Here is a 23,818-nt window from a genome sequence, read left to right as displayed (position 1 = left end):
GTAATAAAAATTATATTTTCATTTATAAGGATTCTAGAAGTTCGTCAAATTTATTAAGTCTAAAATCAATTAAAGAATCCATATATGGTTCTTTAAAATACGTAATTGCACTATTTAATTTTAAACTTTGAATAAGTTGTACTCCAGTTAAAAAATCTGCTCCAGAATCATTTAAAATAGCTTTTATTAATGATATTTGAATAGAGGCATCATTATATTTACCTGCTTCAAGTAAAGCTGCAACAATTAAATACATTGTATATTTATCTTCAAGTTTATACTCTTCTTGAAGCTTTTCTAATATCTTAATTGTATTTTCTGGTTCATTATTGTGTAAGTCTCTTAAAGCTTTAGTTCTCAAGTATGATGGGCTTTGTTTACCATTTAATGTTAAATCTGCTTTATAAAAAAGTCCTATTGATTTTAATAAATCTATATAAAATTGAGTTACAACTAAAGGCCCTTCTAAAAAATTGTTATTTATTCTTAAAGGAGTATTATCTTGTAATCTTGCAAAATAACTATAATCATTTTCATTCTCTTTTCTTATAGTAGATTTCATTAAATATACTAAAGGATCTTTATAATGCTCTTTAAATAGAGGATGAGATAAATCAATTTCATCTTCTTCTAATTTTACTAAATAATCAAGTGATTTATAAAAAATTGTATTTTTATAATTTAAAGGGTCAAAAGTAACAGTTAGTTCAGGATTTAAAAATATTTTATATAACATTTGACCAAAATATTTATACATACCATTTTTTGATTTAAGATTTTGTTCTATATATTCATAATCTCTTAATTTTTTATTAATTTTATTTGCACTAATTATTGTCATTATAGAATATAGTTTATTCCCAGGATTTAGCTTATAAGCTTTTGAAAAATATTTATATGCATTGTGAAAATCATTTATTTGAGCATAACATAATGCAAGATTATAATATATATATGAATTGCTGTCTTCTTTTATATATGCCTTTAGTTTTGAAACTCTAATAATTGGATCATCTTGGATAATATCAATAAATTTAGAATTATATGAAACCATTTCTTCTAAGCTTTTTACATTTTGTTTATCTTTAAAAATAAAACCTTTAGATATATCATATAAGATTTCTTCATTATCTGAAAAGATAAATGGTGCAAAATAAAACATAAAATCTATTTTTCTGTCTTCATTAAATTTTGTTATGAATTTTAAATATTGTTTTGATGTAAATTTATTTTTATTAAAAAATATCTCTAAAGGAAAATCTAAATTTGTTTTAAAATTATCTTTCCGATTATTTATTTCTATTAAATGTTCTTTTAATTTTTCTAATTGATTTGATTTTAAATCTCTAAAAACCATTAACCACAAAATTTGATTTATTTTTTCTTGATTGTAAGTATTATTTTTTGCTTTTTCTAAAAATTTTTCAGCTTCTAAATAATTATTTATTTTTAAATATAACATAGCCTTTTTTAAATCCATAGGAAATTCCATAGAATCAAGAACTTTTAGAGCCTTCTCATAATCTTTTAATATTATATAAGTATCTGAAATCAACCTTTTTGAATGTTCTGAAAGTTTTTTATACTTCTTCGTAACATCAACAATTGTTTCTAGATATTTTCTATCTTTTTTAATTTGATAAAGATAATAACAAGAAGAAATATAAGAATATGTATTTGAAAATGCAGCTTCCTTATATTCATAAATATTATTTAAATAAAGTAAAGCATTTTCTATTTGATTCAACTTATAATAGGCAATTCCAATATTTAAAAAAGATGGAATTTTTAATATAGAAGATGTTTCTTTTAAAATCTTAATAGACTTTTTATATTCACCTTGTTCTAAAAGTAATATAGCTTTATTAAACTCTACTTGTAATCTAAAATTCTCTTGATTTTTTTTTAATTTATCATATTTAAATAAAATCTCTGGTTGAGAATCTATAGTATTTTCATTAGCATATAAAGATAGGCTAAAAAAAGTTATAAAGATTAATAAAACTACTTTTTTCAAAAGGATAAGTCCTATACCATAGTATTAACTTGAGCATAAAGCTCTTCTGTTCGAGACTCTAAATTTTCTACTTGATGTTTTAATTCTGTATTTTCTAATCTCAACTTCTGTAAATCATCACGTGCAACTTGTAAGCTTTCTTGATTATTTTTCAATGTACCTGCACTAATTTTTACTTGTTTTTCATATCTTTCTATAATTGAATGGAGTCTTTTATTCTCTTCTTCAACAATATTTTTTTCTTCATTGATTTTTCTATATAAAGATTTATAAACATTTGTACTTGAAAAAAAATATAAAAGTAAAATACCAATGATTGTTATTAATAAAAAATTATCCAATTCTATCCTCTGAGTTTAAAATAAGAGGCTAATGCCTCTTATTTTATATTATCGTTTTAAATTAATCAGTGTATTTAATAACTGATCTGAAGTTGTAATTGACTTAGCATTTGCTTCAAATGCTCTTTGGAATACCATTAAATTAACTAAACTTTCTGATAAATCGGCAGTAGAAAGCTCTAAAGTTTGACCTTCAATTTTTGCAGTTTTATCATTATTTAAATTGTAAATTGGTTCCCCTGATTCATTTGTTTTTGCAAGTAAATTATCTCCAGATGGATTTAAACCTCTATTATTATTAAATAATGCAATTGAAACTTGTCCAATAGCAAATTCTGCTCCATCTTGCTTCATAGTAATAACACCAGCACTATCCACTGAAAACTCACCAAAAGCTGAGTCAGAGATACCTAAAGTATCTAATCTTAATTGAAGTGAACTTTGAGTTGTTGTTTGATCTATTGTATTAACTAATTCAATAAATTCAGCACCTGCACCAGCTCTACCACTATAGTCATTATTTTTATCTAAAGGACTTAGTTCAGTATCTACTTCATATAATGTTCCACTTGCTATAAGACCTGCTACAGTTAAAGTACTAGCAGTTGTAGTCGCGTGATCAGCTGTTAAGCCCGCTTCTGCATTTATCGCTGTTGCAATTGCTGGCCAATCTGCAGGGTTAGTTATTGTAACACTTCCTGTAGTTCCATCTGTTAATTCATACATGTAAACATAATCTTTTGCTCCATCAGGACTAGAAACTGAGTCTGCATAAGTATCTGATACACCACTTGTTGTTGTACCAGTTAACATAGTTTTATTATAACTTTGCATATTTCCACTAAATTCTACATCAAAGTTATCATCTTTTGTTTGAATTACAAGATTACCATTTATATTAAGAGCTTCAACATAATCAAGTAGATTTGGGTTTGACGCAGCAGCAGCTGTATTAAATGCAGCAATAAAAGAATCAACGGTAGCTTCTGTTCCACCATTAGTTGGGTCAATAGTAATTGGTACAGCTTGAGGTGGGACACCATTATCATTTGGAACTGGAATAATTTTCTCTAATTCTTTATCATAAATAGTCATACTATATTCATATGGAATAGTACCTGCTAATTCTAAATCTGCAGTAGTATATACATCTTGTTGTTTTCCACTAATAGCTTCTGATAATGCATCTCTTGCACTTTCTAATGCTCCAATACCAGTTCCTTGAACTGCTGCAGTTCCTGTTTGATAAGCACCTGCAATTGTATTATTATTAGAAATTTCTCCAACTTCTGTTATTGTAAAAGTTTCACCTGGAACTAATGACTCTATTTGAATAATACCTTTTATCATATCTGCGTTACTTGTAGATAAAGTAAAACTATCATCTGTTTCTAAAACATCATCCGTACCTGTTGATCCCTCTGCTGCCATATATGCTCTTAATCCAGGGATTTCAGATATTTTATCTGCTAATGATTTATAAGTTTCTATTCTACTTGCAATTTTATGATCTGTATCATCAGTAGTTCCATCATTATTTAAATCAGAAGACGCTGTAACAGAAATATAGTTTTGAGAAACTTTATTTCCATCTATAAATACAAAGATTTGATCACCTTCTTTTGAAATTAATCCTGAGTCTACTGCATCAGCAGCAGAATTATCTAACTTATCATAAGATTTAAAATTTATTTGAGAAATTTGAGCTGTAGAACTTGCACTTCCTCCATCTGGATCATCTTTTAATTTTTGAAGCCAAGATGAATAACTAGATACTAAAGCTTCTACATCAGAAATTTTTGCTGATTTACTTTTTCCCCCTGCACCACTAAAAACAGATTCAGAATCTGCTTTTGCTAGTTGAGAATAATCTGTAGCTTTAGCTGTAATTGTTTCTATATAATTTGAATGGCTTACTACTTTAGATGTTAAAAGTTTTGTATAATCATTTGTAAACATATCTACATTTGGATTTGTACTTACAACATCTTTATTTGTATCTATAGATCTCATAGCCCATCCTTGGACTTCATTACCAGCAGCATCTTGAAGGGTACCATTGTCACCCATCCTAAAGTTACCAGCTCTTGTATATAGATTTTCAGATGTTCCACTTGTTCTAGTATTTAAAACTGTAAAAAAACCATCTCCACTTAGTGCCAAATCGTAATCAACACCAGTTAGTTTTAAATTTCCTTGTACATACAGTTTTTCAGCATCAAGTACCTTAGAACCTTTTCCGATTCTATCTTGATACATTTGATCTGCAAATGAAATCCTTGAGGCTTTATACCCCACAGTATTTACGTTTGAAATATTATGAGATTCGTTATCTAACGCTGTTTGATGAGACGCAAGTCCCGATATCCCTGTCCATAATGCTCCGATCATGATTTATCCTTTAGATAAATTTTTAAACATTTACATGTTCAAATATTAATATTTTTATAAAATACTAATATTTAAACACATACAGTTAAATTATTTCTTTAACTGTATTGCTGTTTTTAAAAACTCGTCAGAAGTTGTAATTGACTTTGAACTGGCTTCAAAAGCTCTTTGATAAACCATTAAATCAACTAAACTATCACTAAAATTAGTATTACTTAGTTCAACAGAACCACCAATAAGTTTATTTATATTATTTGCATTTTTAGCTTCGCCAGTTTCTTTTCCAATAGAATATAGTGTTCCACCTTGAGGTTCAAGAGATTCTGGATTAGAAAAATATGCTGTTTCTAGTTTTCCCATTAAAAATTTATTATCACCATCTTTTGAATAAATAATTCCATCTTCTATTGAAAGAACTCCAAAAGTATTTTCTGTAAGATTTAAATCATTTAATCTTAACTGCATCTGCCCTATTCCACTTAAACTTGCATCTGCATTTGTAACATTGTTAGTAATTTCAAGGAATTTTGCATCTGCATTTTCTAAAGCACTTTTTAATGCATCTCTTGAACTATTAACCATAGCTATACCAGATCCTAATACTGGTGAAGTTACTTCATTTAACCCATAACCTCTATCATTTATTCCTGCTGATGTAAGTTTCACATCTTTTCCAGGTATTAAAGTATTAATAGTTACTAATCCATTTGAATCAACTGTACTTGTTAATCCTGCAACATTTGAAAGTTTATCTGCAAATTCATTCATAGTTGTTTGTGCATCTGTATCAAAATATTGTCTTACTAAATCACCATCTGTATATATTTCAATATAACTTCCATTTGTTAGTTGTGTAGAAAAATCAGCAAAATCTATTTGTGTTATTTGAGAGGTAGAAGCAGTACTAGTTGCAGTTGGATTTGCAGAATATAAATCTAATTTTTCATTATAATCAGAAATTAATAATTTAATATCAGAAATCTTTCCTCCTGCAGTTTTAAATCCACTTCCTGAAACTCCACTATCAACTGCACTTTGATTATAATTAGTTGACTTTGCATTTATTGTTTGTAAAAAAGAAGTTGAAGATATAGGTTCAGAAGCTATAAAACTAGTATAATTACTATTAAATTGTGTATTGTCATCAGAACTAACTGTACTTGATATTGTTGTAGGTGTACCAAAAATTCTATGACCTTCTATTGATTCTAAATATCCTTCAACACCCATTTTGAAATTACCTGCTCTAGAATAGTAAGTTTCATTATTTGTAGGATCATTTACTACAAAAAAACCACTTCCTTCAATAGCAACATCTAAAGTATTATCAGTAACATTGATATTACCTTGAGAAAAATTTTTTTCTACTGATTGAACATTTACACCTTTTCCATAACCTGATTGATACATCAAATCTTGGAAAGAAATTTCATCTGATTTATGTCCAATAGTATTTGAATTTGTAACATTATTTGATTGAGTTGTTAAAGCTCTTTCAAACGTATTTAAACCGGTAATTCCATTCCAAAGTCCACTAATCATAATATCATCCTATTTTTTAGTAAATTTTTACAATATCTTCATATTTTACAAATGTTGAATTTGGAGAATAAATCTCATCTGTTCTATAATATGCAAATTTTGGGAAAGTGTCTTCAGAATCTTCTGGAGAATATTTAGGTGTCACAGTTTTTCCATCTTTATCTACAATCACAACTTTTCCACTTGAATCTAAATCAAATCTACCACTTTCATCAAGTTTTACATAATAATCAGTATCTTTTCCATCTGCATCTTTAATCTGACCTGTTTCATAATCATAGTTTAAATTACCGCCTGTTTCAGTAGCAAGAAGCCTATCTTTAAAACCTAATAACTCACTACTTTCAAGAAGAGCAACACCATCTTGCATTTGGACTGTGTTTATTAAAAATGAAGCTTTAACTTTTTCTGTAATTGTATTACCTTCTTCATCTTTTAAATTATTTCCACTACTATCTTTTACTGGCATATCAACAACTGCATCGATTTTTTTTCCCATAAAGTCTACTGCATTAGAAAGAGACATACTAGCAATAGATCCTTCTAAAGCTTTCATAGAATTTGCTAATTGTATGTTTGTTTCTATTGTTGACATTTGCATTTGAGTTGAAAGCATTTTTTGAGAATCCATAGGTTTTGTAGGATCTTGTAGCTTCAGCTCTGTAATCATTAATGTTAGAAAATCTTCATTTGTTAATTGATCATTACTAATAGAACTAGTATATGAACTACCATCAATTCCTGTACTTGAATTTACTGTTACATTTTCTACTGCCATATTAAACTCCTATGCCATATTTTCTTCAAAGAAATATCTTACTACATTATCAGAATCCATGGTTTCTTGGACTCTTACTGCAAGTTTTTCTTCAATAACAATTATATCTCCAGTTCCAACAATTCTTTTATTCACATAGATATCACCACCTGAACCAGCGGTTTTATCTAAAGATAAAATATCTCCTGCAGATAAATCTAAAAATTCTTTAATAGTAATATTTGTACTACCTAGCATTACATCTACTACTATTTGTGTATCAACTAATAAGTCGTAATCTCGTTCACTAATTTCCATAATAACACTTTTATATAAGTTGCTAGATTATAGCACAAAATTACATTTTTTTAGATTATTTATTAAAATTTAGTAAAGTTTATAAGAATTTAATAATATTTTATATTACAGAATCAAGTGATTCTAGCATTGAGTTTACTTTTGCTTCAATGTTACCATCAAAATTTCCTAAGTCACTTGCAATTACTACTCCACCAGCAGTTACATTAGGATCTTCTACTAACTCAATAAAATTCTCAAGATTTAAGTCATTTCGTAATATCTCATAATCTTTAGGATTTAAATGAATTTTTACCCGAGAGGCGCTTTTAATCTTATCTAAAAGATGGGTAATAGTCTGTTTTGCAATCATTGATGAATTTTCACCAACTTCAATAGAAATAATTTTTTGAGCAATTGAAATTGAAGTTTTTAATAACTTCGATTCCATCTGAAAAGTAGCCTGTTCAAAAAAGTTTGCATAATGTTTTAAATCTTTTATTGCTTGTACTACTTGTGCATCTATTTCTTTTCCTGTCATTCCGTTATTTTCAAGAAGTGTTATTTTTTCACCTAAAGCTCCAATTTGGCCATTTAAAGCTCTAATTTCATTTAATACAGGATCAATATTTCCATTAATCTCTCTATCATTTAAAACTGCTTGATTATTTATTTGTTCTGGATTTGATTCATTTTGAATAAAGGTTCCTAATTGGAAATTTTCCACTGAATCATTTTTACTAACAACTTTAGCACTTGAGTAAACATTACTTTTATTCATTATTCATCCATATCTCTATCAATTACACCCTCTTCTATCATTTTTTGGGCTACATCAAGCATTTTTCTTTGAGCTGCTTCAATATCTTTAATTTTAACTTTGGTTAGCATCTCAAACTCTTCTTTAAACCTATCACTTGCTCTACTAGACATTGCACCTGTGATTTTTAACATATCATCATCAGTAGCATTTTTCATTGCTACAGCAACATCTCCAGTATCTACGTTTTGTAATATTTTCATTACATATTCGCTCTCTAAATTTAATAAATCTTCAAATACGAACATATTTTCTTTAATTTTTGTAGCTAAAGAGGTATCTACACCATTAATATTTTTTAGAATATCCTGAGATTTAGGTCCAAGTCTATTTAACATATCTGCAACTACTTTTACTCCACCAACATCAACAATAGAAGATAATAATGATTCAAGTTTTTTCTCTAATACTACAGAGATTGTTCTTACTACATCAGGTGAAACATCCTTAATTGTAGCCATTTGCATAGTAACTTTTACTTTTATATCTTCTTCAAGTTGCATTAAAACATCTGCTGCTTTTGGAGCCTCCATATGAGATAATATTACAGCTATTGTCTGAGGAGATTCATCTTTAATAAAATCACAAAGTTGTTTTGGATTAATGGCATCAAGATATGCAAAAGATTGAGAAGCAAGTTTCATTCTTGAAAGCTTTGCTAAAACTTCATCTGCTTCACCTTTTCCTAATGATTTATAAAGAATATCTCTTGCATAGTCATACCCACCCGAACTAATAAAACTTTTAGATCTTGTAAATAAATGAAATTCTTCCAATATTGCAAGGGAAGTCTCTTTGTCAACTGAATTAATAAGTGTTACTGAAGTTGAAATCTCTTCAACTATATGTTTAGGTAAATGTTGAAAAATCTTTACTGTAGCTTCTTCGCCAACAAGAACACAAAAATGTGCAATCTTATCAAGCATCGACATGCCTTTTAGTGCTTCATTATCCATTTATAACCTTTACTTAAACTTTCCACTACCCTCTGTTAAAAGTAACTCTATCATTCTAGCTACTTCTTCAGGGTTTTCGCTTATTTCTTTATCTATTGCTTCAATTAAAACTTCATATTTTGCAGCATTTTCTTCATCTAAGCCTTCAATATTATTCATAATTTGGCTTTTTACTTTTGCTTTTAATCTTCCTTGTGCTGTAGTTGCATCGAATTCATTTTCATAATCTGACATAAATTCATTCATGAAATCCTCATCAATAGGATTACCTTGTGCATCAATCTTTTTGCCACCACTTGTTTTATCTCCAAGAACAACTACTTCATGGTTAACAATAAACTTTTTATAAAAAACAAATAATAAAATAGCAGCAATTAAATATTGAAAATACTCACTAAAATCTCTTAAAATTGATCTTACCATAGAAAGAGTATCTACACTTCCTACTTCTTCCATACTATTAGTAGATACAGGATTACCATTTTCATCTGTTTTTGCTTCAAGTGTTGCAAGTGGTTTTAGTCCAATAAATTTAAAATCTCTTACTGTAATTTTATCTCCACGTTTTTGGTCATATCCAATTGTATCTTGAACAATAGATTCCATAGAAGCTAAAAATTCATCTTTATTTTGTATATCTTTTAAAATTGAAGAATCAAATGTCACAGCAGCAGAAACTCTCTTTACTTGTGAATAGTTGTTACTCTTTTCATCTATAACTTTTTTAGAGATTTCATAATTTGTTATATTTTTTGCACTCTCATTACTTGATTGTGATCCGTTATTTCCATTTGCACCATCAGGCTCTTCAATATTATTATCAATACCTGCTGTTCCACCCGTACCAGAATTTGATCCTGTAGAACTTGAAGTATTTTCTGTAGTTTGCTGACTTCTTATTGTCCCTTCAGGTTCATATATTTCTTCTTGTATATGTCTCTTTTTAAAATCAAGTTCTAAATTAACTCTAGCAACAACTCTTTGTATTCCTACAAAAGGTTCCAATAAAGCTACAATTTTTTTCTCATAATCTTCTTCTAATTTTTGTTTATATTTATTTTGAGCTAATGACTTTTGATTATCCATATCATCAGGTGACATTTGTAATAAAGCACCATCTTGATCGATTAATTGTATATTTTCATCTTTTAGTTCTGAAACAGCTGAAGCTATAAAGTTTTTTATACCATCAATTTGTTGTTGTGTTAAAAAAACTCCAGGTTTCAAAGAAATTACTGCTGATGCAGTAGGGTCTGCTTTTCTTTCAGTGAATATTGTATCTTTTGGAATTGCAATTTTTACACTTGCTCTTAAAACTCCAGAAAGAGACTCTAAAGAACGAGATAGCTCCCCTTCTAAAGCTCTTAAATATTTAACTTTATTTTCAAAATTTGTAGTACCTAATGAAGATTTTTCAAAAATTTCCCAACCCACATGTTTACTTGTAGCAGCTTCACTTGTAACAAGTTTTATTTTTGCAATATTAATAAAATCTTTTGAAGTTTTTAATGTTAAGTTATTACCGTTTCCAATTACTGAAAATTCTATTCCAGAAGCTTCAAGTTCACTACTTGCTAACATAACTTGGTTTTTAGTTAAATTTGAAGCAATAGTATAATTTAATTTTTTATCTTGTGCTTTAATATTTGAGTATACTAACAATCCAACTAATAATACAAATAAAAGAGAAAATCCTCCAATAATTACAGCTCTTTGTGCAGCATTTAGATTGTTTATAAACTTAACGAGTTGATCCATATAATAAATATCCTAATTAATTTTTTTGTGATGATTCAACTACAGAACGCATTAATCTTGAATCTTTTTTGATTGATGATTGCAATGCATCAAATATAACTTTATTTTTTGACATTTCACTCATCTGAGTATCTAAATTTACATTATTCCCATCATTTTGTTCTTGTAAGCCTTTTAATTCAACTAAATTTGCTTGATTCATTTTTGGAAGATCCATAGTACTTGTAATATGCTTTGAATTAGTTGCAAACATTTTTAAGTCTTTATCATTATCAACTTTTTTCAATTCTGACTCAAATACTAAATCTTTTGTTTTATAACCTGGTGTATTTATATTTGAAATATTACTAGAAATGATTTTCTGTCTATCACTTCTAAAACTTAATTGATTAAAAAGTAAATCTGTTACGCTACTTGGCTTCATGATCTAGTATTATTCCCAATTTTATCAATTAATTTACCATTCATCTCATCTATTGTAGTAACTGCCTTTTGAGCCTGATCAAATCTTCTGTGAGCATCTATTAATGCTACCATAGTAGAAACAGAATTCACATTTGAACGTTCAATTGCTCCTTGCATTATTTCACTATCATTTAACTCAATATTTTCTATTGTAGCAGAATCTTTAGCTTTAAAGTTGTTATCTTTATATTTTTCTAAATCTTTATAATCTATTCTCACAACAGATATTAAATTTACAAATTCTTCTTCTGTTGCTATTGGTTGGTTATCATTATTTAAAACAAATTGTCCATTAGAATCAACGAGAAGTCCATCTTGTATTTTAAATGCTCCATCTCTTGTATAAACCACTTCTCCACTTTTATCTTGTATTTTAAAAAATGTATCAGAATTACTTAAAGCAAAATCCAAAGTATTACCTGTTGGCATAATTGGACCTTGTTCACTATTAATAAACTTAGAATCCATCTTTGGAATAGTATTAGTTACTTCATTTATTTTTGAAGGTGTAAAACCTTCTTGCTGGGCTCTTTGTAAATAGTAATTAAATGAACCTTCAGTAGTACCCTCTTGTTTAAAGCCATTAGTATTTGTATTAGCTAAATTATTTGAAATCATATCAAGTCTATTGATTTGATTAATCATTGAGGCAGCTAAGGGGTATGTTCCTTGATTCATGTAATTCCTTTCAGTTTTTAATTGTTAAATTCTGCAATTAAAGATTCTAAATCTTCATCACCTAATAAATCTTCTGTACTATCTCCATGAATATGATTTGCAACAGCTACTTCTTGCCTATTGCCATCATCTTCAAAAAGATTATTTAAGTAAGTTGACAGTTTTCTAATAACTGACATTACTCTCTCAATTTTTTGTCTATTGATATCATTAAATTGCATTAATTCCATTGCTTGAAAAATTTCATTATTACCATTATTTAATTTATCATGAACATTAGAAATATGATTTCCCATTTCTTCTGCTTGAGCTAAATTTTCTTTAAAAACATCAATATTAGGAAATTTTTGACTTAATGAAGTTAACATTGCAATTTGTTTTTCATTAAAAGAACTTAACTCTTTTACATCACTTTGTATTCCATTATTATAATCAAGAATATTACTTAAAACATCGAAAATCTTTGTAGCTTTCTCTTCAGAATCATTTGCTACTTCACTTAATTGGTTTACAACTTTAGTATCATCTTCAACTGGCAAAGGGAATATTCCTTCCTGTATTTTATTATCAGTCCAACCTTTTCCAATATCATCATTATCAAGAGTTGAAATATTAGACTCTTCTAAGACTTCTTCAACTGGAGTTGCTTCTGGTTCTTTCATATTATCAATTGTTGATAAAAGCTCATCAATATCATCATCTGAACTTTCCTCAACTACAGTCTTTTCTTCTGGTAATTCAATACTATTCTCAACTTCACTTATAGCTTCTGCTTCTTCTAAATTAACAACAGGCTCTTCTTCAGATAAAGAAGTCTCTGGATTAATTAAGTCATCTGGAATATCAATTTCAGCTTCTGATGAATCATCATTTTGTTCTAATTCTTTTAAAATATCATCAATATTTGTTTCAGATTCATCATTTGATTCTTCACTTGAAGCTTCAATATCTTCTAAACTATTTAATAAATCATCAACAGACTCTTCAGTACTACTATTATCTTCTTCATTAACAGAAATATCTTCTGTTTGTGCAATTAATTCATTAATATCATCTTCTGACATATTCCCAGCAGGGGCACTATCTTCAACAGGTGATTCTTCAGCTGCTGGTTCATCTTCAAAATCCAAACCATTCATCAATGATTCAATTTCTTCTTGACTCATACTCATTTCAAAACCTTTATTAGGATATTACTAGAAAATTATTTTAAAACTCCATCAAGTTTCTCTTTTAAAACTTGTGCATTAAATGGCTTAACAATATAGTTATTTACACCAGCTTTTAATGCTGTAATAACCTCACCTTTACCACCTTCAGTAGTAATCATAATTATAGGAACCTTTTGATGGTTACCCTCAGCTCTAGTTTTCTTCACTAGATCAAGACCATTCATATTTGGCATATTCCAATCTGTTAAAATGATATCATATTGAGACTCGCTTAACAATTTCCATGCTTTTACGCCATCTTCAGCTTCGTCAAAATCCTCTTTTGCGTAACCTAATTGCATAACAACATTCCCGATAATTCTTCTCATAGTCGAGCTATCATCAACTATTAATATTCTCATATTTAAACCTTTTTTAAAAACTATATTCAAAATCTTTTTATTATATATAATTTGATTTGAATTTATACTTAATATTGAAATAATCGAACAGTTTATCTAACTTTAAAAAATCTTTAAATATAATTTAACATTATTACAAAAATAAAGGATTACCATGATAAGAGGTCTTTATACAGCTGCAACAGGAATGAACTCTATGCAACATCAAATTGATGTAACATCTAATAACATTGCAAACGTAAATACAATGGGGTTTAAACAAGATAGAGCAGAATTTCAAGATTTAATGTATGAAACATTAAACTACACAGCAGGACAGACTTCTGAGACTACTACAAATCCTACTGGAATAGACGTAGGGCTAGGAGTAAGGGTATCTGGTATCCAAAAAAACTTCTTACAAGGGGACTTAAAACTAACAAGTAATACCCTTGATTTAGCCATTGAAGGAAATGGATTCTTTCAAATTACAACTCCGGATGGGGAAACTGCCTATACAAGAAATGGTGCCTTTAAATTAGATTCAGAAGGAAATATTGTAAATGGTAATGGATATGCACTAAACCCACAAATTACAGTTCCAGATAATTTAATTAATTTAACTATAGCAAGTGATGGTACAGTTACAGCAGAAGACCCAACAACTGGAGATGTAACAAACTTGGGTCAAATTACAATTGCTGACTTTATTAATCCTGCTGGACTTAGTCCTCAAGGAGAATCACTATTCATGGTAAGTGAAGCTTCTGGTGACCCAATTACGGGTAACCCAACAGAAGACCAGTTTGGAAGTATGAGACAAGGAATGATAGAACTTTCAAATGTAAAACTTGTAAATGAAATGGTTGATTTAATTACTGCACAACGTGCATATGAAGCTAATTCTAAAGCAATTACAACAACTGATAGTATGTTAGATACTGTTAACAGATTAAAAAGATAGGTAAGATAAAGTAATTTATGTCTACAGATTTAGAAGAATTAAAAAGGCTTAGAGAAGAAAATTTCTTAAAACACAAAAAGAAAAAAAGAGATTATTATTTAAAAAGTAAAGAAAAAACTTCTAAAACTAAATACAAAGATTATAAAGAAATAGACTATTCAAAAGAACTTGATAGTGATAACTTTACAAAAAATATTAAATTAATTGCAAAAAAACAAAAAGAACATGTTGACGATAGAAAAGAACAAATTCTAAAAAAGATGAGCGAGTATAAAGAAAAAAAACAAACTTATTATCAAGAAAATCGAGAAAAAAGATTAGAATATGATAAAACATATAGAGAAAAAAAGAAAGATGCATTAAAAGAGTATAGAAAAGCTTATTATGAAAAAAATAAAGAAAAGATTTTAGAAAGACAACGAGAAAAAAGAAAATTAAATAAAGAGTAAAATATGGCAGAAAAAACAGATGAAGAGATTATAAAAGAAGTTGGACTTGAAACTTCTAATGATATTAGTCCAGAAGAAGCTCTTGAAGAGTTATCTCTAGATGGAGATTTAGAAGAAGTACTTGAGCCGGTATTAGAACCAGTTACAGAAGAAGTAAATACTTCGGATTTGACATCTAATGATAATAATCTTAAAACTAAAAAAAATGATTCTGAAGACAATAATTCAATTGATTCTGAAAATACTAGTGAAACAGAAGAAACGCCAGAAGAACCTCCTAAAATACAAAAAAAACAACCAAAAATTTATAAAATTTTAATTGGAATTGTGGCTTTTCTTTTATTAATATTACTTGTTGGTACAACTTTATATTTCTTAGGCTTTTTTGATCCAGAAGAACCAAAGAAAATGCCAGAGAAAAAAGTTGAAATGAAAAAAGCTGAACCAGAAATAGAGTTTGATTCTAAAGATTTAAATAAAAAAAGATTAAATAAAAAACTTACTATGCTTACTAAACATGAAATAATGAATAGAAATGAATTAGAAGCTGAAGAAAAGAGAATAAAAGAAGAAGAAAGATTAAAAAAAGAAGCTGAAGAAAAAGCATTAGCAGAAAAAAAGAAAAAAGAAGAAGAAAGATTAGCTGCACAATATGCAAAAATAGAAAAAGAAAAACAAATTCTTGAAAATCAACAAAAAGCAATAAAAGAAAAACAAGAAAACTTTTTAAAACTTCAAGAAGAAGCAGCAATGAAACTAGAAGAAAAAAGAGCTGAACTATTAAAAGAATTAGAAGATCAAAGAAATATGGTTAAAACTATTGAGCCAGTATTAAATGAAGAGCCTGAAGTAGAAGAAGAACCTGAAGAAAATACTATGGTTAAAGAAGAATCAATAGAGCCAATAGAAATAGAAGAAAAAGTAGTTGAAAAAAATATGACTAATACTTTTCTTTCGTTTATTAATGTTGCAACAATTAAAGGAAATCTATATAAAGAATTTTTAGATGAAGTAGAAAAATATGATAAAAACTTATCGTTATGTAGAGATTATAAAAACCGTATAGAAATATTTTTTGGACCATATGACTCAAATAAAGAGAGACAAAAAGTATTTGATAATTTATTAAATAATGGATTTAAAGAAGCATATTTGATTGACTTTACAAATGAAGAATATCAAAAAAGATGTAAATACTAAAAAGTTTTAGGAAGCTCTTATGAGTTTTCTAAAATATCAAAACAATTTTTTGTTTCTATAGTTTTATTTTCTATATCAACATTTTTAATATATGTCTGTGTAACATAAGGTACTAAAAAAATTTTAGGCAAGCCTTCTTTTATCAAAGCCTCATCAGTAATAATTTCGAAATAATCATCTAAAGGGTATCTATGAATATCTTTTACTATACCTAATGTTTTACCATTTTCTACAATTTTACAATCTATTAAATCAAACCAAAAAAACTGGTCTTTCTCTAATTTACAATTTTCTTTTGTATCTTCTTGGGAAACATATAATTCTTGATTTGTTAGTTTTTTTGCGATATCAACATCATCATAGTTTTCAAACTTTATAAGTTCTCTTGACATGTTGTATTCTTGAACTTTTAGTTCAAGTTTTTTATTTGTAGTAAATATTGCATTTTTTTTAAATTGATTAGGAAAATCAGAGTCTATAATAAGTCTTAAATGACCTTTTAGACCAACTGCTTTTCCTAATTTTGCAACATAAATTTTATTTTTCATATAATGAATATTAGTTTGCTAAAACTTGTATTTTATAAGATACACCATCTTTTGCTTTGCAACCATTTGCCATAGTTTTTAAAGCATTAATCATATTTCCATTTTTACCAATAAGTTTTCCAATATCTGCACTATTTGCTTTTATTGTTATTTCAGTAAAAGTTTCATCAATACTATTTGTTGAAATAGTTACCTCTTCTGGTTTACTTACAATTAATTTTGCATAACTTTCTATAAAATTTGTAATCATGTTAGTATTCTATCAGAAATTACTTTTGAGCTGCTAATTTTTTAACTTTTTCAGATGGTTTAGCACCAACGCTTAACCAATAGTTATATCTTTCTTCATCAATTTTTAATACTTTTGGCTCCGCTACTGGGTTAAAGTATCCAATTGATTCAATCCATCCTGAATCTCTTCTTTTTCTTGAGTCTGTTACAACGATTCTGTAAAATGGTTTTTTGTTTCTACCCATTCTAGTTAATCTAATTACTGTCATTTGTTCTTTCCTTAATTTTTTTGTTTTTTATAGTATTGAATTCTAAACTCCAAACTCTTTTAATAAAGAATAAGTTTACAATTCAACACTATTGATTTTTTATTTGTTTATTTAGGTAATCCTGCTGGTCCACCTGGACCTTGCATTTGTTGCATCATATTTTGCAAACCTTTCATACCACCTTTACTTGATAACTTCTTAGCCATCTTAGATGCATTTTTAAATTGCTTTAAAATCTTATTGATTTGCATTTCAGAAAGTCCTGAACCTTTTGCAATTCTTTTCTTTCTACTTGGGTTCATTAAGCTTGGAGTTTCTCTCTCTTTAGGAGTCATAGAACCAATTAATGCTTTAATTCTTTTAATCTCATCAGAATTTTCAAAATCCATATCTTTTATTGGTCCAGCCATTTGTGAAAGACCAGGAATCATTCCAATAATAGATTTCATAGAACCTAATTTACTCATCATAGAAAGTTGATCTAAAAAGTCATTAAAGTTAAACTCACCTTTTTTAATCTTTTTAGTAACTTCCTTTGCTTTCTTTTCATCAATAATAGCAGATGTTTTTTCAGCAAGACCTTCAATATCTCCAGCACCCATAAGCCTAGAAACTATTCTATCTGGAATAAATACTTCAAGATCTGGCATTTTTTCACCAATACCAATAAATCTTAAAGGAACACCAACTTGGTGAGCAATTGAAATAGCCACTCCACCTTTAGTATCACCATCATACTTAGATAAAATTACACCATCAATACCAATCTTTTCTTTAAACGAAGTAGCAGTTCTAGTTGCATCATGCCCTGTTAAAGAATCTGCTACATAAAAAATTTCATCAGGATTAACAGATTTTTTAACATCATCAAGTTGAGCCATAAGTTCATCATCAATTGCAAGTCGACCAGCTGTATCAATTAAAAGAACATCATAAAGCTCTTTTTTTGCTTTTTCTTGTGCTGCTTTGGCTATTTTTACAGGATCTTTTTCATTATCATCATAATAAATATCAACTTCAATTTGTTCTGCAATTTGTTTTAATTGTTCAACTGCTGCAAGTCTCTGTAAATCCGCAGCTGCAACTAAAACTTTTTTCTTTCTAATTTTTAAATAATTAGCTAATTTACCAGTTGTAGTTGTTTTACCTGAACCTTGAAGTCCAGTCATAAGAATCGTTGTTGGAGGAGTTGAAGAGAAAACAAAACCTTGATTTCCCTCAGTAGTTAATATTTTAGTTAATTCAATTTGTAATGCTCTTAAAAATGAATCTTGTCCAATACCATTATTTTTAGTTTCAAGCTCAACAGCTGCAACTAAGTCTTTTGTTGTTTTATGATGAACATCAGATTTTAAAAGTGATTTTTTTAGTTCAGTAATTGCTTTTTTTAATGAGGCAACATCATCTTTATGCCTTATTTTATTTACTGCATTTCTTATCGAACCGGTTAATGAATCAAACAAAACTATCTCCAAATCTTAAAATTTGTGCGATTTTACTGTTTTAATTCTTTAAAGAAGTTGAATCAAGTATCAATTTAAGGAAAATTTAATTTTAGTCTCAATAAAAAGTCCTATATTTAGGACTTTTTATTTTTTTTAATTCTTAAATATTAATTAAATTCATACACTCTAAACTCTCTAGGCTCTTTAGCTTCAAAAGTATAATCAAATATTTGAGTTTTTTTAGAATGTAATAATACTCTATTTATATTAGCTGCTGGTTTTCCATAAATTGCATCACCAATAATAGGAAGTCCTACAGAGTTTAAATGAACTCTAATTTGATGAGTTCGCCCAGTATCAATAACAATTTTAATTTTTGAATGCTTTCCCTCAACTAGCATAGGATAAACTGTAGATTTTGCAGGTTTTCCTTTTTTTGCATCAATTTTTGATTTAGCAATTCCTCTATTCTTTGCAGTTAATATTGGCTTATCAATTTCAATCTCTTCAATAACTTTTCCATCTACAATAGCAACATACTCTTTATAAACTCTATTAGCTTTAAATTCACCAATTGCTTTTTTCTGAAACTCTTCATTTTTAGCAAAAAGCATTACTCCACTAGTCTCTTTATCTAATCTATTTAGCATCATATAGTCTGGAAATTTTCTTGCAACTTCATCACTTGTTAAAAAAGCAGGTTTATCAACAGCAAGAATATTATCATCTTGAAATATCATTTTAATACTAGCAATCTCTTTTACAGAAAAAACTGTATCTTCATCAATTTCTCCACGTGCAATCATTACTTTCTTACCTGCAGCTCTTACAAGTCCTTTATCAATCAATTCTTTTGCTTTTGAGTTTGAGATACCCTCTTGCTTTGCTAATACTTTATATGCTTTATCGTAACCCATGTAATTCCTTTAAAATAGGTTGTAAATCACCCTCTTGAACAAGAGTTGATTTTTCTAATTTTTCTATATTTTCTAAAGTTTCTTTTAGTTCATTATTTTTTATTATAGTGTAATTATTCACACATTCAAAAAGTGACTTTTGATTAAATATATTTTCACCACTAATTATTTTGCAATTAAAAAATGCTGGCTCAACTGGATTGTGTCCACCAATATTTTCAAATGCTCCTCCAAGTATAACCACATCAGAAATTGAATAAATATTATTCAATTCTCCTAATTTATCAACTAGTACAATATCACTAGAAAAATCTTCTTTTTGTGAAAACTTATGATAACTTAGTTTTTTATCTTTTATAAAATCATTTATAAAGAAGTCAACTTGTTCAAATCTTTCAGGATGTCTAGGAACTATTACTAGTTTTCCAAACTTCCTATCATATGCTTTTAATATTAGCTCTTCCTCATTTTTATGAGTACTTCCAGCTGTTATTAAAATTTCATCTTGCTTTTCAAATTCTCTTGTTACTTTTGGAAGTTGTGCTAATTTTATATTTCCTATAACTTCAACATCTTTTGCTCCAAGCTCAAGTAATCGTTTTTTATCAATATCTGTTTGTGCAAAAACTTTATCAATTTTATTAAAAACTCTTTTGTAAAAAAATGAAAATCTCTTATATGAATCATATGATTTATCAGAAATTCTTGCATTAATTAAAAAAGTTTTTGCACCTTTTACTTTTGCAGATAAAAAAAGCATATACCAAAGTTCTGCTTCCATAACTACAAGTGCTTTTTGTTTCTTCACCCAAAATGGTAAAAAAATCTCAAAAGGTAAATATCTTACATTTCTTGTCAGGTTTTTTGCCTCATCATACCCAGTATTTGTAATAACCGAAATATTAATGTCTTCAAATTCATCAACTAAAGGTTTTATAGCTTTTGTTTCACCCATTGAACAGCAATGAAACCAAATACCTTCTTTTTCAAAACTATCATTATTTGACAAAAAGAACTTTGAAGGAATAGCTACTTTATATTTTGGATTTTTGGATTTTAATATTAGATAGGGTATTGCAAGTATGTAGATTAACGTTGCAAAGATATAATAAAGGATACTAAAAAGGCTCAATATTAAGCCTCTTCAGTTTCTACTTCTTTATATAAAATTCTTCCACAATGAGGACAGTTAATAATCTCTTCTGATTTGATAACTTCCGAATAAGTTTTGTCATTTATTTTCATGTAACATCCGTAACACGCTTGGTCAATTACAGGAACAACCGCTGAGTCTTTAGCCCATCTTCTAATTTTTTGGTAAAAAGTTAAAATTTTATTATCAAATTTTTCTAATAATTCACCTCTTGATTGAGAAACAACATTTCTTTCTTTGTTAATTTCTTCAATAGCATTATCTACAGAAATTTGAATCTCTTTAATAGACTCTTCTTCTTCAGATAATTTACCTTGCAACTCTTTTAACTCTTCTTCTTTTGAAGCTGCAATTTCATCAAGTCTTATAATCTCTTCATTTGCAAATGAAATCTGCTCTTTAGCAATTTCTTCTTCAAGTTGTAGAGCTTTTAACTCTTTTTCATTTTGAACTTCATTGTTCTTTTTTGAAATATCTTCTAATTTAGTTTTTAATTCTGCTAAATGGATATTATTCTTTGTTCTTTTTGATTTTACATCATCAATTTGTGCATATGTTTCATTGATTTGAGATTTAATTGTTTCTGCAATCTCTACAAATGTAGATAATTTTGCTTTTTCATTCTCAATCTTTGGTTCAAACATACTAATAGCACTATCGAATTTTGATAATTTTACTAAATCTTGTAAATATTTATTCAACCGTTTCTCCTTGGGTACAAAACTTAAATGGATTTTTTGAAGCTGTTATTATAGCTTTTAATTTATTTTTTTTCAAATATTCACTTAATAGTCCCTCTAATAAGGGGCTAAAGTGCTTTTCACTTTCATAGTGTCTTATGTCAATTAATGAAATACCTCTAGCTTTTGCTTCCATTGCATCATGATATTTTATATCACCTGTAATAAAACAATCTGCATCAATATCACCAATCATTGACATACCAGCACCAGTTACAAGCGCAACTTTCTCTACTTTTTCACTACACTTAACATACTTTAAATACTCTAAACCTAATTTAGATGATATTTTATTAGCAAAGGAAGAAAAACTATCGTTTACATTTGCGTAACAAATATAACCTTCACTATCAATAACATCTAAATCAAGAATTTCTCGTGCTACATATTTGTTTAAATGTGTAGTATCAATATTTGTATGCATAGAAATAAGAGAAATATTTTTTTGAATCAAAGTTCTAAGTAGTTTAGTACTATATGAATCAAAATTAACTCTTTTTAAAGGCGAAAAAATTAAAGGATGATGAGTTATTACTAAAGAATTTTCATCAATTGTTTCTAAAATTTCTTCATCTAAATCTATAGAAATATAAACTTTTTCTATTTCATCTTCGAAACTTCCAACTATTAAGCCTGAGTTATCCCATTTTTCTTGCAGTTCAAAAGGTGACAATTCATTTAAAAATTGATAAATTTCTTGTAGTTTCATAAGATTATGCTCTACCTATTCTTTTTAATCTTTCAGGTTCTTGTTCTTTATATAAAACAGCACAACCTTGGGCTAATTCTCGCACCTTTAGAATATAGTTTTGTCTTTCCGTTACAGAAATAGCTTTTCTTGCATCAAGCGTATTAAAAGCATGAGAAGCAATCATACATTGATCATATGCAGGTAAAGGTAAACCTTTTTCTAAACAAACTTTACACTCTTTAAAAGCATCATCAAAATGTCTAAACAACATGTCAACATCTGCTACTTCAAAGTTGTAAGTAGAGAACTGATACTCACTCTCTTTGTGAACATCTGCATATGTAGTTTTTCCATACTCATTCTCATTCCAAACAATATCAAATACAGAATCAACACCTTGAAGATACATAGCAAGTCTTTCAGTTCCATATGTAATCTCAACTGCAACGGGATCACAAGGAAGACCTCCAACTTGTTGGAAGTAAGTAAACTGTGTTACTTCCATACCATCAAGCCATACTTCCCAACCAAGACCCCATGCTCCTAGAGTTGGAGATTCCCAGTTATCTTCTACAAATCTAATATCATGTTTAGAAATATCTAAGCCTAAATACTCTAAAGATTGTAAGTATAAATCTTGAATATTATCAGGACTTGGTTTGATTAGCGCTTGAAACTGATAATAAGCTCCAAGTCTATTTGGATTTTCTCCATATCTTCCATCAGTTGGCCTTCTACTCGGTGCTACATACGCAGTTGACCAAGGAGTAGAATCTAAACTTCTTAAAAGAGTAGCAGGGTGAAAAGTACCAGCTCCAGCAGGAATATCATATGGTTGTACAATATTACATCCTTGCTGTGCCCAAAATTGTTGTAATTTTAATAGAATTTCCGAAAATGTAACCATCTATTTAATTCCTAATGCTTTATTAATTTTATTTTTGTCAAAACCACAAATCCAATGATTCTCTATTAAAACTACAGGTGCACCTTTGCAGCCATGTTTCTTACAATCGTTTAAAGCTTTTTTGTTTGTGGAAAGATCTATAAGATTATACCTAATCTTTTTTGCTTTGAAATAAGCTTTTGCTTCATTGCACCATTTACAACTAGGCTGTGTAAATAGTGCAACTTGCTTCATTAAAGTATTACTTCGATACTTTTAGAATCAGTTTCAACTTTTTTAGCTTGAACTACTCTATCTTCTTTTAATTTAATAGCTAATTCTTTATCAGTAATAGCCATAATTTGCATAGCAAAATATGCTGCATTAACTGCACCAGATCTACCTAAAGCAACAGTACCAACAGGCATACCAGCAGGCATTTGAACAGTTGAAAGCATAGCATCCATTCCATCCATTGCTCCACCTTTCATAGGTACACCAATAACTGGTTTAGTTGTACCAGCAGCTAAAGCACCAGCTAAATGTGCAGCCATACCAGCAGCAGCAATAAAAGATACAGCACCTTTTTCTTCTGCTTCTTTAATATAATTTTTAGTTCTTTCTGGACTTCTGTGAGCTGAAGAAATAACAATCTCATATTTAACATCAAACTTTTCGAAAGTGTCAGCACAATGCTTCATAATTTCATAGTCAGACTTACTTCCCATAATAATAGATACAAAATTCATTT

The 23,818-nt window shown here is 28.4% G+C and carries 27 protein-coding genes; 3 read left to right on the top strand and 24 right to left on the bottom strand.

What is annotated here, in order from left to right; translation table 11 throughout:
• Positions 1-22 precede the first annotated feature (22 nt).
• From BT997_RS12120 to BT997_RS12060, 13 genes are all read right to left on the bottom strand, one after another.
• Positions 23-2,017: a tetratricopeptide repeat protein gene (locus tag BT997_RS12120; protein WP_258239484.1), complete on the bottom strand. Its 1,995-nt coding sequence runs from the start codon at positions 2,015-2,017 to the stop codon at positions 23-25.
• A gap of 11 nt (positions 2,018-2,028) precedes the next feature.
• Positions 2,029-2,358 (bottom strand): hypothetical protein, encoded by a 330-nt coding sequence (locus BT997_RS12115; RefSeq protein ID WP_072682176.1) that lies wholly within the window; start codon positions 2,356-2,358, stop codon positions 2,029-2,031.
• Between the two features lie 48 nt (positions 2,359-2,406).
• The gene (locus BT997_RS12110; protein WP_072682174.1) at positions 2,407-4,749 is read right to left on the bottom strand and encodes a flagellar hook-basal body complex protein; all 2,343 of its coding nucleotides are present in this window, start codon (positions 4,747-4,749) and stop codon (positions 2,407-2,409) included.
• A gap of 90 nt (positions 4,750-4,839) precedes the next feature.
• Positions 4,840-6,291: a flagellar hook-basal body complex protein gene (locus BT997_RS12105; protein WP_072682172.1), complete on the bottom strand. Its 1,452-nt coding sequence runs from the start codon at positions 6,289-6,291 to the stop codon at positions 4,840-4,842.
• A gap of 16 nt (positions 6,292-6,307) precedes the next feature.
• Positions 6,308-7,069, bottom strand: coding sequence for a flagellar hook assembly protein FlgD (locus tag BT997_RS12100; RefSeq protein WP_072682171.1), 762 nt, complete (start codon positions 7,067-7,069; stop codon positions 6,308-6,310).
• A 9-nt stretch (positions 7,070-7,078) separates the two neighbouring features.
• The gene (locus BT997_RS12095) at positions 7,079-7,366 is read right to left on the bottom strand and encodes a FliM/FliN family flagellar motor switch protein (protein ID WP_072682169.1); all 288 of its coding nucleotides are present in this window, start codon (positions 7,364-7,366) and stop codon (positions 7,079-7,081) included.
• A gap of 100 nt (positions 7,367-7,466) precedes the next feature.
• Positions 7,467-8,126 (bottom strand): FliH/SctL family protein, encoded by a 660-nt coding sequence (locus BT997_RS12090; protein WP_072682168.1) that lies wholly within the window; start codon positions 8,124-8,126, stop codon positions 7,467-7,469.
• Positions 8,126-9,121 carry a flagellar motor switch protein FliG gene (gene fliG, locus BT997_RS12085; RefSeq protein ID WP_072682166.1) on the bottom strand — a complete coding sequence of 332 codons (996 nt, stop codon included), beginning with the start codon at positions 9,119-9,121 and terminating at the stop codon, positions 8,126-8,128. Before fliG ends, BT997_RS12090 begins: the two co-directional genes overlap by 1 nt.
• Positions 9,122-9,130: 9 nt before the next feature.
• Positions 9,131-10,879: a flagellar basal-body MS-ring/collar protein FliF gene (gene fliF / locus BT997_RS12080; RefSeq protein WP_072682164.1), complete on the bottom strand. Its 1,749-nt coding sequence runs from the start codon at positions 10,877-10,879 to the stop codon at positions 9,131-9,133.
• 16 nt (positions 10,880-10,895) lie between these two features.
• Positions 10,896-11,303 carry a flagellar basal body rod protein FlgB gene (flgB, locus tag BT997_RS12075; protein WP_072682163.1) on the bottom strand — a complete coding sequence of 136 codons (408 nt, stop codon included), beginning with the start codon at positions 11,301-11,303 and terminating at the stop codon, positions 10,896-10,898.
• Positions 11,300-12,022, bottom strand: coding sequence for a flagellar hook-basal body protein (locus BT997_RS12070; protein WP_072682162.1), 723 nt, complete (start codon positions 12,020-12,022; stop codon positions 11,300-11,302). Before BT997_RS12070 ends, flgB begins: the two co-directional genes overlap by 4 nt.
• 17 nt (positions 12,023-12,039) lie before the next feature.
• Positions 12,040-13,194, bottom strand: a complete 1,155-nt coding sequence (locus BT997_RS12065; RefSeq protein ID WP_174247238.1) for a hypothetical protein — start codon at positions 13,192-13,194, stop codon at positions 12,040-12,042.
• 32 nt (positions 13,195-13,226) lie between these two features.
• Positions 13,227-13,595 (bottom strand): response regulator, encoded by a 369-nt coding sequence (locus BT997_RS12060; RefSeq protein ID WP_072682161.1) that lies wholly within the window; start codon positions 13,593-13,595, stop codon positions 13,227-13,229.
• Between the two features lie 154 nt (positions 13,596-13,749).
• Between BT997_RS12060 and flgG the strand changes: the two genes are divergently transcribed.
• Genes flgG through BT997_RS12045 form a run of 3 tightly spaced genes read left to right on the top strand, consistent with a single transcriptional unit; the run spans position 13,750 to position 16,187 of the window.
• Entirely contained in the window at positions 13,750-14,538 is a 789-nt protein-coding gene (flgG, locus tag BT997_RS12055) for a flagellar basal-body rod protein FlgG (protein ID WP_072682159.1), read from the top strand.
• A 17-nt stretch (positions 14,539-14,555) separates the two neighbouring features.
• On the top strand, positions 14,556-14,987 hold the full coding sequence (locus BT997_RS12050) for a hypothetical protein (RefSeq protein ID WP_072682157.1): 432 nt from the start codon (positions 14,556-14,558) through the stop codon (positions 14,985-14,987).
• Between the two features lie 3 nt (positions 14,988-14,990).
• Positions 14,991-16,187, top strand: coding sequence for a hypothetical protein (locus tag BT997_RS12045; protein WP_072682156.1), 1,197 nt, complete (start codon positions 14,991-14,993; stop codon positions 16,185-16,187).
• Between the two features lie 17 nt (positions 16,188-16,204).
• On the opposite strand, the gene rimM is transcribed toward BT997_RS12045, so the two are convergent.
• The 11 genes from rimM to purE form a co-directional block, all read right to left on the bottom strand.
• The gene (gene rimM / locus BT997_RS12040; RefSeq protein ID WP_072682154.1) at positions 16,205-16,735 is read right to left on the bottom strand and encodes a ribosome maturation factor RimM; all 531 of its coding nucleotides are present in this window, start codon (positions 16,733-16,735) and stop codon (positions 16,205-16,207) included.
• Between the two features lie 10 nt (positions 16,736-16,745).
• Complete coding sequence (locus BT997_RS12035; protein ID WP_072682153.1) at positions 16,746-16,985, bottom strand: KH domain-containing protein; 240 nt, start codon at positions 16,983-16,985, stop codon at positions 16,746-16,748.
• 19 nt (positions 16,986-17,004) lie between these two features.
• A complete protein-coding gene (gene rpsP, locus BT997_RS12030) occupies positions 17,005-17,235 on the bottom strand; it encodes a 30S ribosomal protein S16 (RefSeq protein WP_072682152.1) in 231 nt (76 codons plus the stop codon).
• A 107-nt stretch (positions 17,236-17,342) separates the two neighbouring features.
• Positions 17,343-18,698, bottom strand: a complete 1,356-nt coding sequence (gene ffh / locus BT997_RS12025; RefSeq protein WP_072682151.1) for a signal recognition particle protein — start codon at positions 18,696-18,698, stop codon at positions 17,343-17,345.
• Between the two features lie 149 nt (positions 18,699-18,847).
• Positions 18,848-19,597, bottom strand: a complete 750-nt coding sequence (locus BT997_RS12020; RefSeq protein WP_072682150.1) for an RNA pseudouridine synthase — start codon at positions 19,595-19,597, stop codon at positions 18,848-18,850.
• Positions 19,584-20,729 carry a lipid IV(A) 3-deoxy-D-manno-octulosonic acid transferase gene (gene waaA, locus BT997_RS12015; RefSeq protein ID WP_072682149.1) on the bottom strand — a complete coding sequence of 382 codons (1,146 nt, stop codon included), beginning with the start codon at positions 20,727-20,729 and terminating at the stop codon, positions 19,584-19,586. Before waaA ends, BT997_RS12020 begins: the two co-directional genes overlap by 14 nt.
• Positions 20,730-20,731: 2 nt before the next feature.
• A complete protein-coding gene (locus BT997_RS12010) occupies positions 20,732-21,451 on the bottom strand; it encodes a zinc ribbon domain-containing protein (protein ID WP_072682148.1) in 720 nt (239 codons plus the stop codon).
• Positions 21,444-22,199, bottom strand: coding sequence for a Nif3-like dinuclear metal center hexameric protein (locus BT997_RS12005; protein ID WP_072682146.1), 756 nt, complete (start codon positions 22,197-22,199; stop codon positions 21,444-21,446). The genes BT997_RS12010 and BT997_RS12005 overlap by 8 nt, the downstream gene beginning before the upstream one ends.
• Positions 22,200-22,203: 4 nt before the next feature.
• Complete coding sequence (glyQ, locus tag BT997_RS12000; protein ID WP_072682145.1) at positions 22,204-23,088, bottom strand: glycine--tRNA ligase subunit alpha; 885 nt, start codon at positions 23,086-23,088, stop codon at positions 22,204-22,206.
• On the bottom strand, positions 23,089-23,322 hold the full coding sequence (locus tag BT997_RS11995; RefSeq protein WP_072682144.1) for a glutaredoxin domain-containing protein: 234 nt from the start codon (positions 23,320-23,322) through the stop codon (positions 23,089-23,091). It lies immediately after the preceding gene.
• Positions 23,322-23,816, bottom strand: coding sequence for a 5-(carboxyamino)imidazole ribonucleotide mutase (purE, locus tag BT997_RS11990; RefSeq protein WP_072682143.1), 495 nt, complete (start codon positions 23,814-23,816; stop codon positions 23,322-23,324). Before purE ends, BT997_RS11995 begins: the two co-directional genes overlap by 1 nt.
• Positions 23,817-23,818: the final 2 nt, after the last annotated feature.

Origin of the sequence: Arcobacter sp. LA11 (genome assembly GCF_001895145.1) — a bacterium.
Classification (GTDB): Bacteria; Campylobacterota; Campylobacteria; order Campylobacterales; family Arcobacteraceae; genus Halarcobacter.
The sequence above is the reverse complement of the archived record's forward strand: the minus strand, read 5'-3'. Positions and strand labels throughout refer to the sequence as shown.

Excerpts from the sequence above, each read along its gene's own strand:
- BT997_RS12100 (WP_072682171.1), bottom strand. The coding sequence starts at position 7,069 with ATGGCAGTAGAAAATGTAACAGTAAATTCAAGTACAGGAATTGATGGT.
- flgG (WP_072682159.1), top strand. The coding sequence starts at position 13,750 with ATGATAAGAGGTCTTTATACAGCTGCAACAGGAATGAACTCTATGCAA.
- BT997_RS12090 (WP_072682168.1), bottom strand. The coding sequence starts at position 8,126 with ATGAATAAAAGTAATGTTTACTCAAGTGCTAAAGTTGTTAGTAAAAAT.
- BT997_RS12105 (WP_072682172.1), bottom strand. The coding sequence starts at position 6,291 with ATGATTAGTGGACTTTGGAATGGAATTACCGGTTTAAATACGTTTGAA.
- BT997_RS12095 (WP_072682169.1), bottom strand. The coding sequence starts at position 7,366 with ATGGAAATTAGTGAACGAGATTACGACTTATTAGTTGATACACAAATA.
- fliG (WP_072682166.1), bottom strand. The coding sequence starts at position 9,121 with ATGGATAATGAAGCACTAAAAGGCATGTCGATGCTTGATAAGATTGCA.
- BT997_RS12110 (WP_072682174.1), bottom strand. The coding sequence starts at position 4,749 with ATGATCGGAGCATTATGGACAGGGATATCGGGACTTGCGTCTCATCAA.
- BT997_RS12060 (WP_072682161.1), bottom strand. The coding sequence starts at position 13,595 with ATGAGAATATTAATAGTTGATGATAGCTCGACTATGAGAAGAATTATC.
- BT997_RS12020 (WP_072682150.1), bottom strand. The coding sequence starts at position 19,597 with ATGGGTTACGATAAAGCATATAAAGTATTAGCAAAGCAAGAGGGTATC.
- glyQ (WP_072682145.1), bottom strand. The coding sequence starts at position 23,088 with ATGGTTACATTTTCGGAAATTCTATTAAAATTACAACAATTTTGGGCA.
- BT997_RS12070 (WP_072682162.1), bottom strand. The coding sequence starts at position 12,022 with ATGAATCAAGGAACATACCCCTTAGCTGCCTCAATGATTAATCAAATC.
- BT997_RS12005 (WP_072682146.1), bottom strand. The coding sequence starts at position 22,199 with ATGAAACTACAAGAAATTTATCAATTTTTAAATGAATTGTCACCTTTT.
- rimM (WP_072682154.1), bottom strand. The coding sequence starts at position 16,735 with ATGAAAAATAAAATTTATGTTGCAAAATTAGGAAAAGCAGTTGGTCTA.
- flgB (WP_072682163.1), bottom strand. The coding sequence starts at position 11,303 with ATGAAGCCAAGTAGCGTAACAGATTTACTTTTTAATCAATTAAGTTTT.
- BT997_RS12050 (WP_072682157.1), top strand. The coding sequence starts at position 14,556 with ATGTCTACAGATTTAGAAGAATTAAAAAGGCTTAGAGAAGAAAATTTC.
- BT997_RS12035 (WP_072682153.1), bottom strand. The coding sequence starts at position 16,985 with ATGATTACAAATTTTATAGAAAGTTATGCAAAATTAATTGTAAGTAAA.
- fliF (WP_072682164.1), bottom strand. The coding sequence starts at position 10,879 with ATGGATCAACTCGTTAAGTTTATAAACAATCTAAATGCTGCACAAAGA.
- purE (WP_072682143.1), bottom strand. The coding sequence starts at position 23,816 with ATGAATTTTGTATCTATTATTATGGGAAGTAAGTCTGACTATGAAATT.
- rpsP (WP_072682152.1), bottom strand. The coding sequence starts at position 17,235 with ATGACAGTAATTAGATTAACTAGAATGGGTAGAAACAAAAAACCATTT.
- BT997_RS12065 (WP_174247238.1), bottom strand. The coding sequence starts at position 13,194 with ATGAGTATGAGTCAAGAAGAAATTGAATCATTGATGAATGGTTTGGAT.
- BT997_RS11995 (WP_072682144.1), bottom strand. The coding sequence starts at position 23,322 with ATGAAGCAAGTTGCACTATTTACACAGCCTAGTTGTAAATGGTGCAAT.
- BT997_RS12045 (WP_072682156.1), top strand. The coding sequence starts at position 14,991 with ATGGCAGAAAAAACAGATGAAGAGATTATAAAAGAAGTTGGACTTGAA.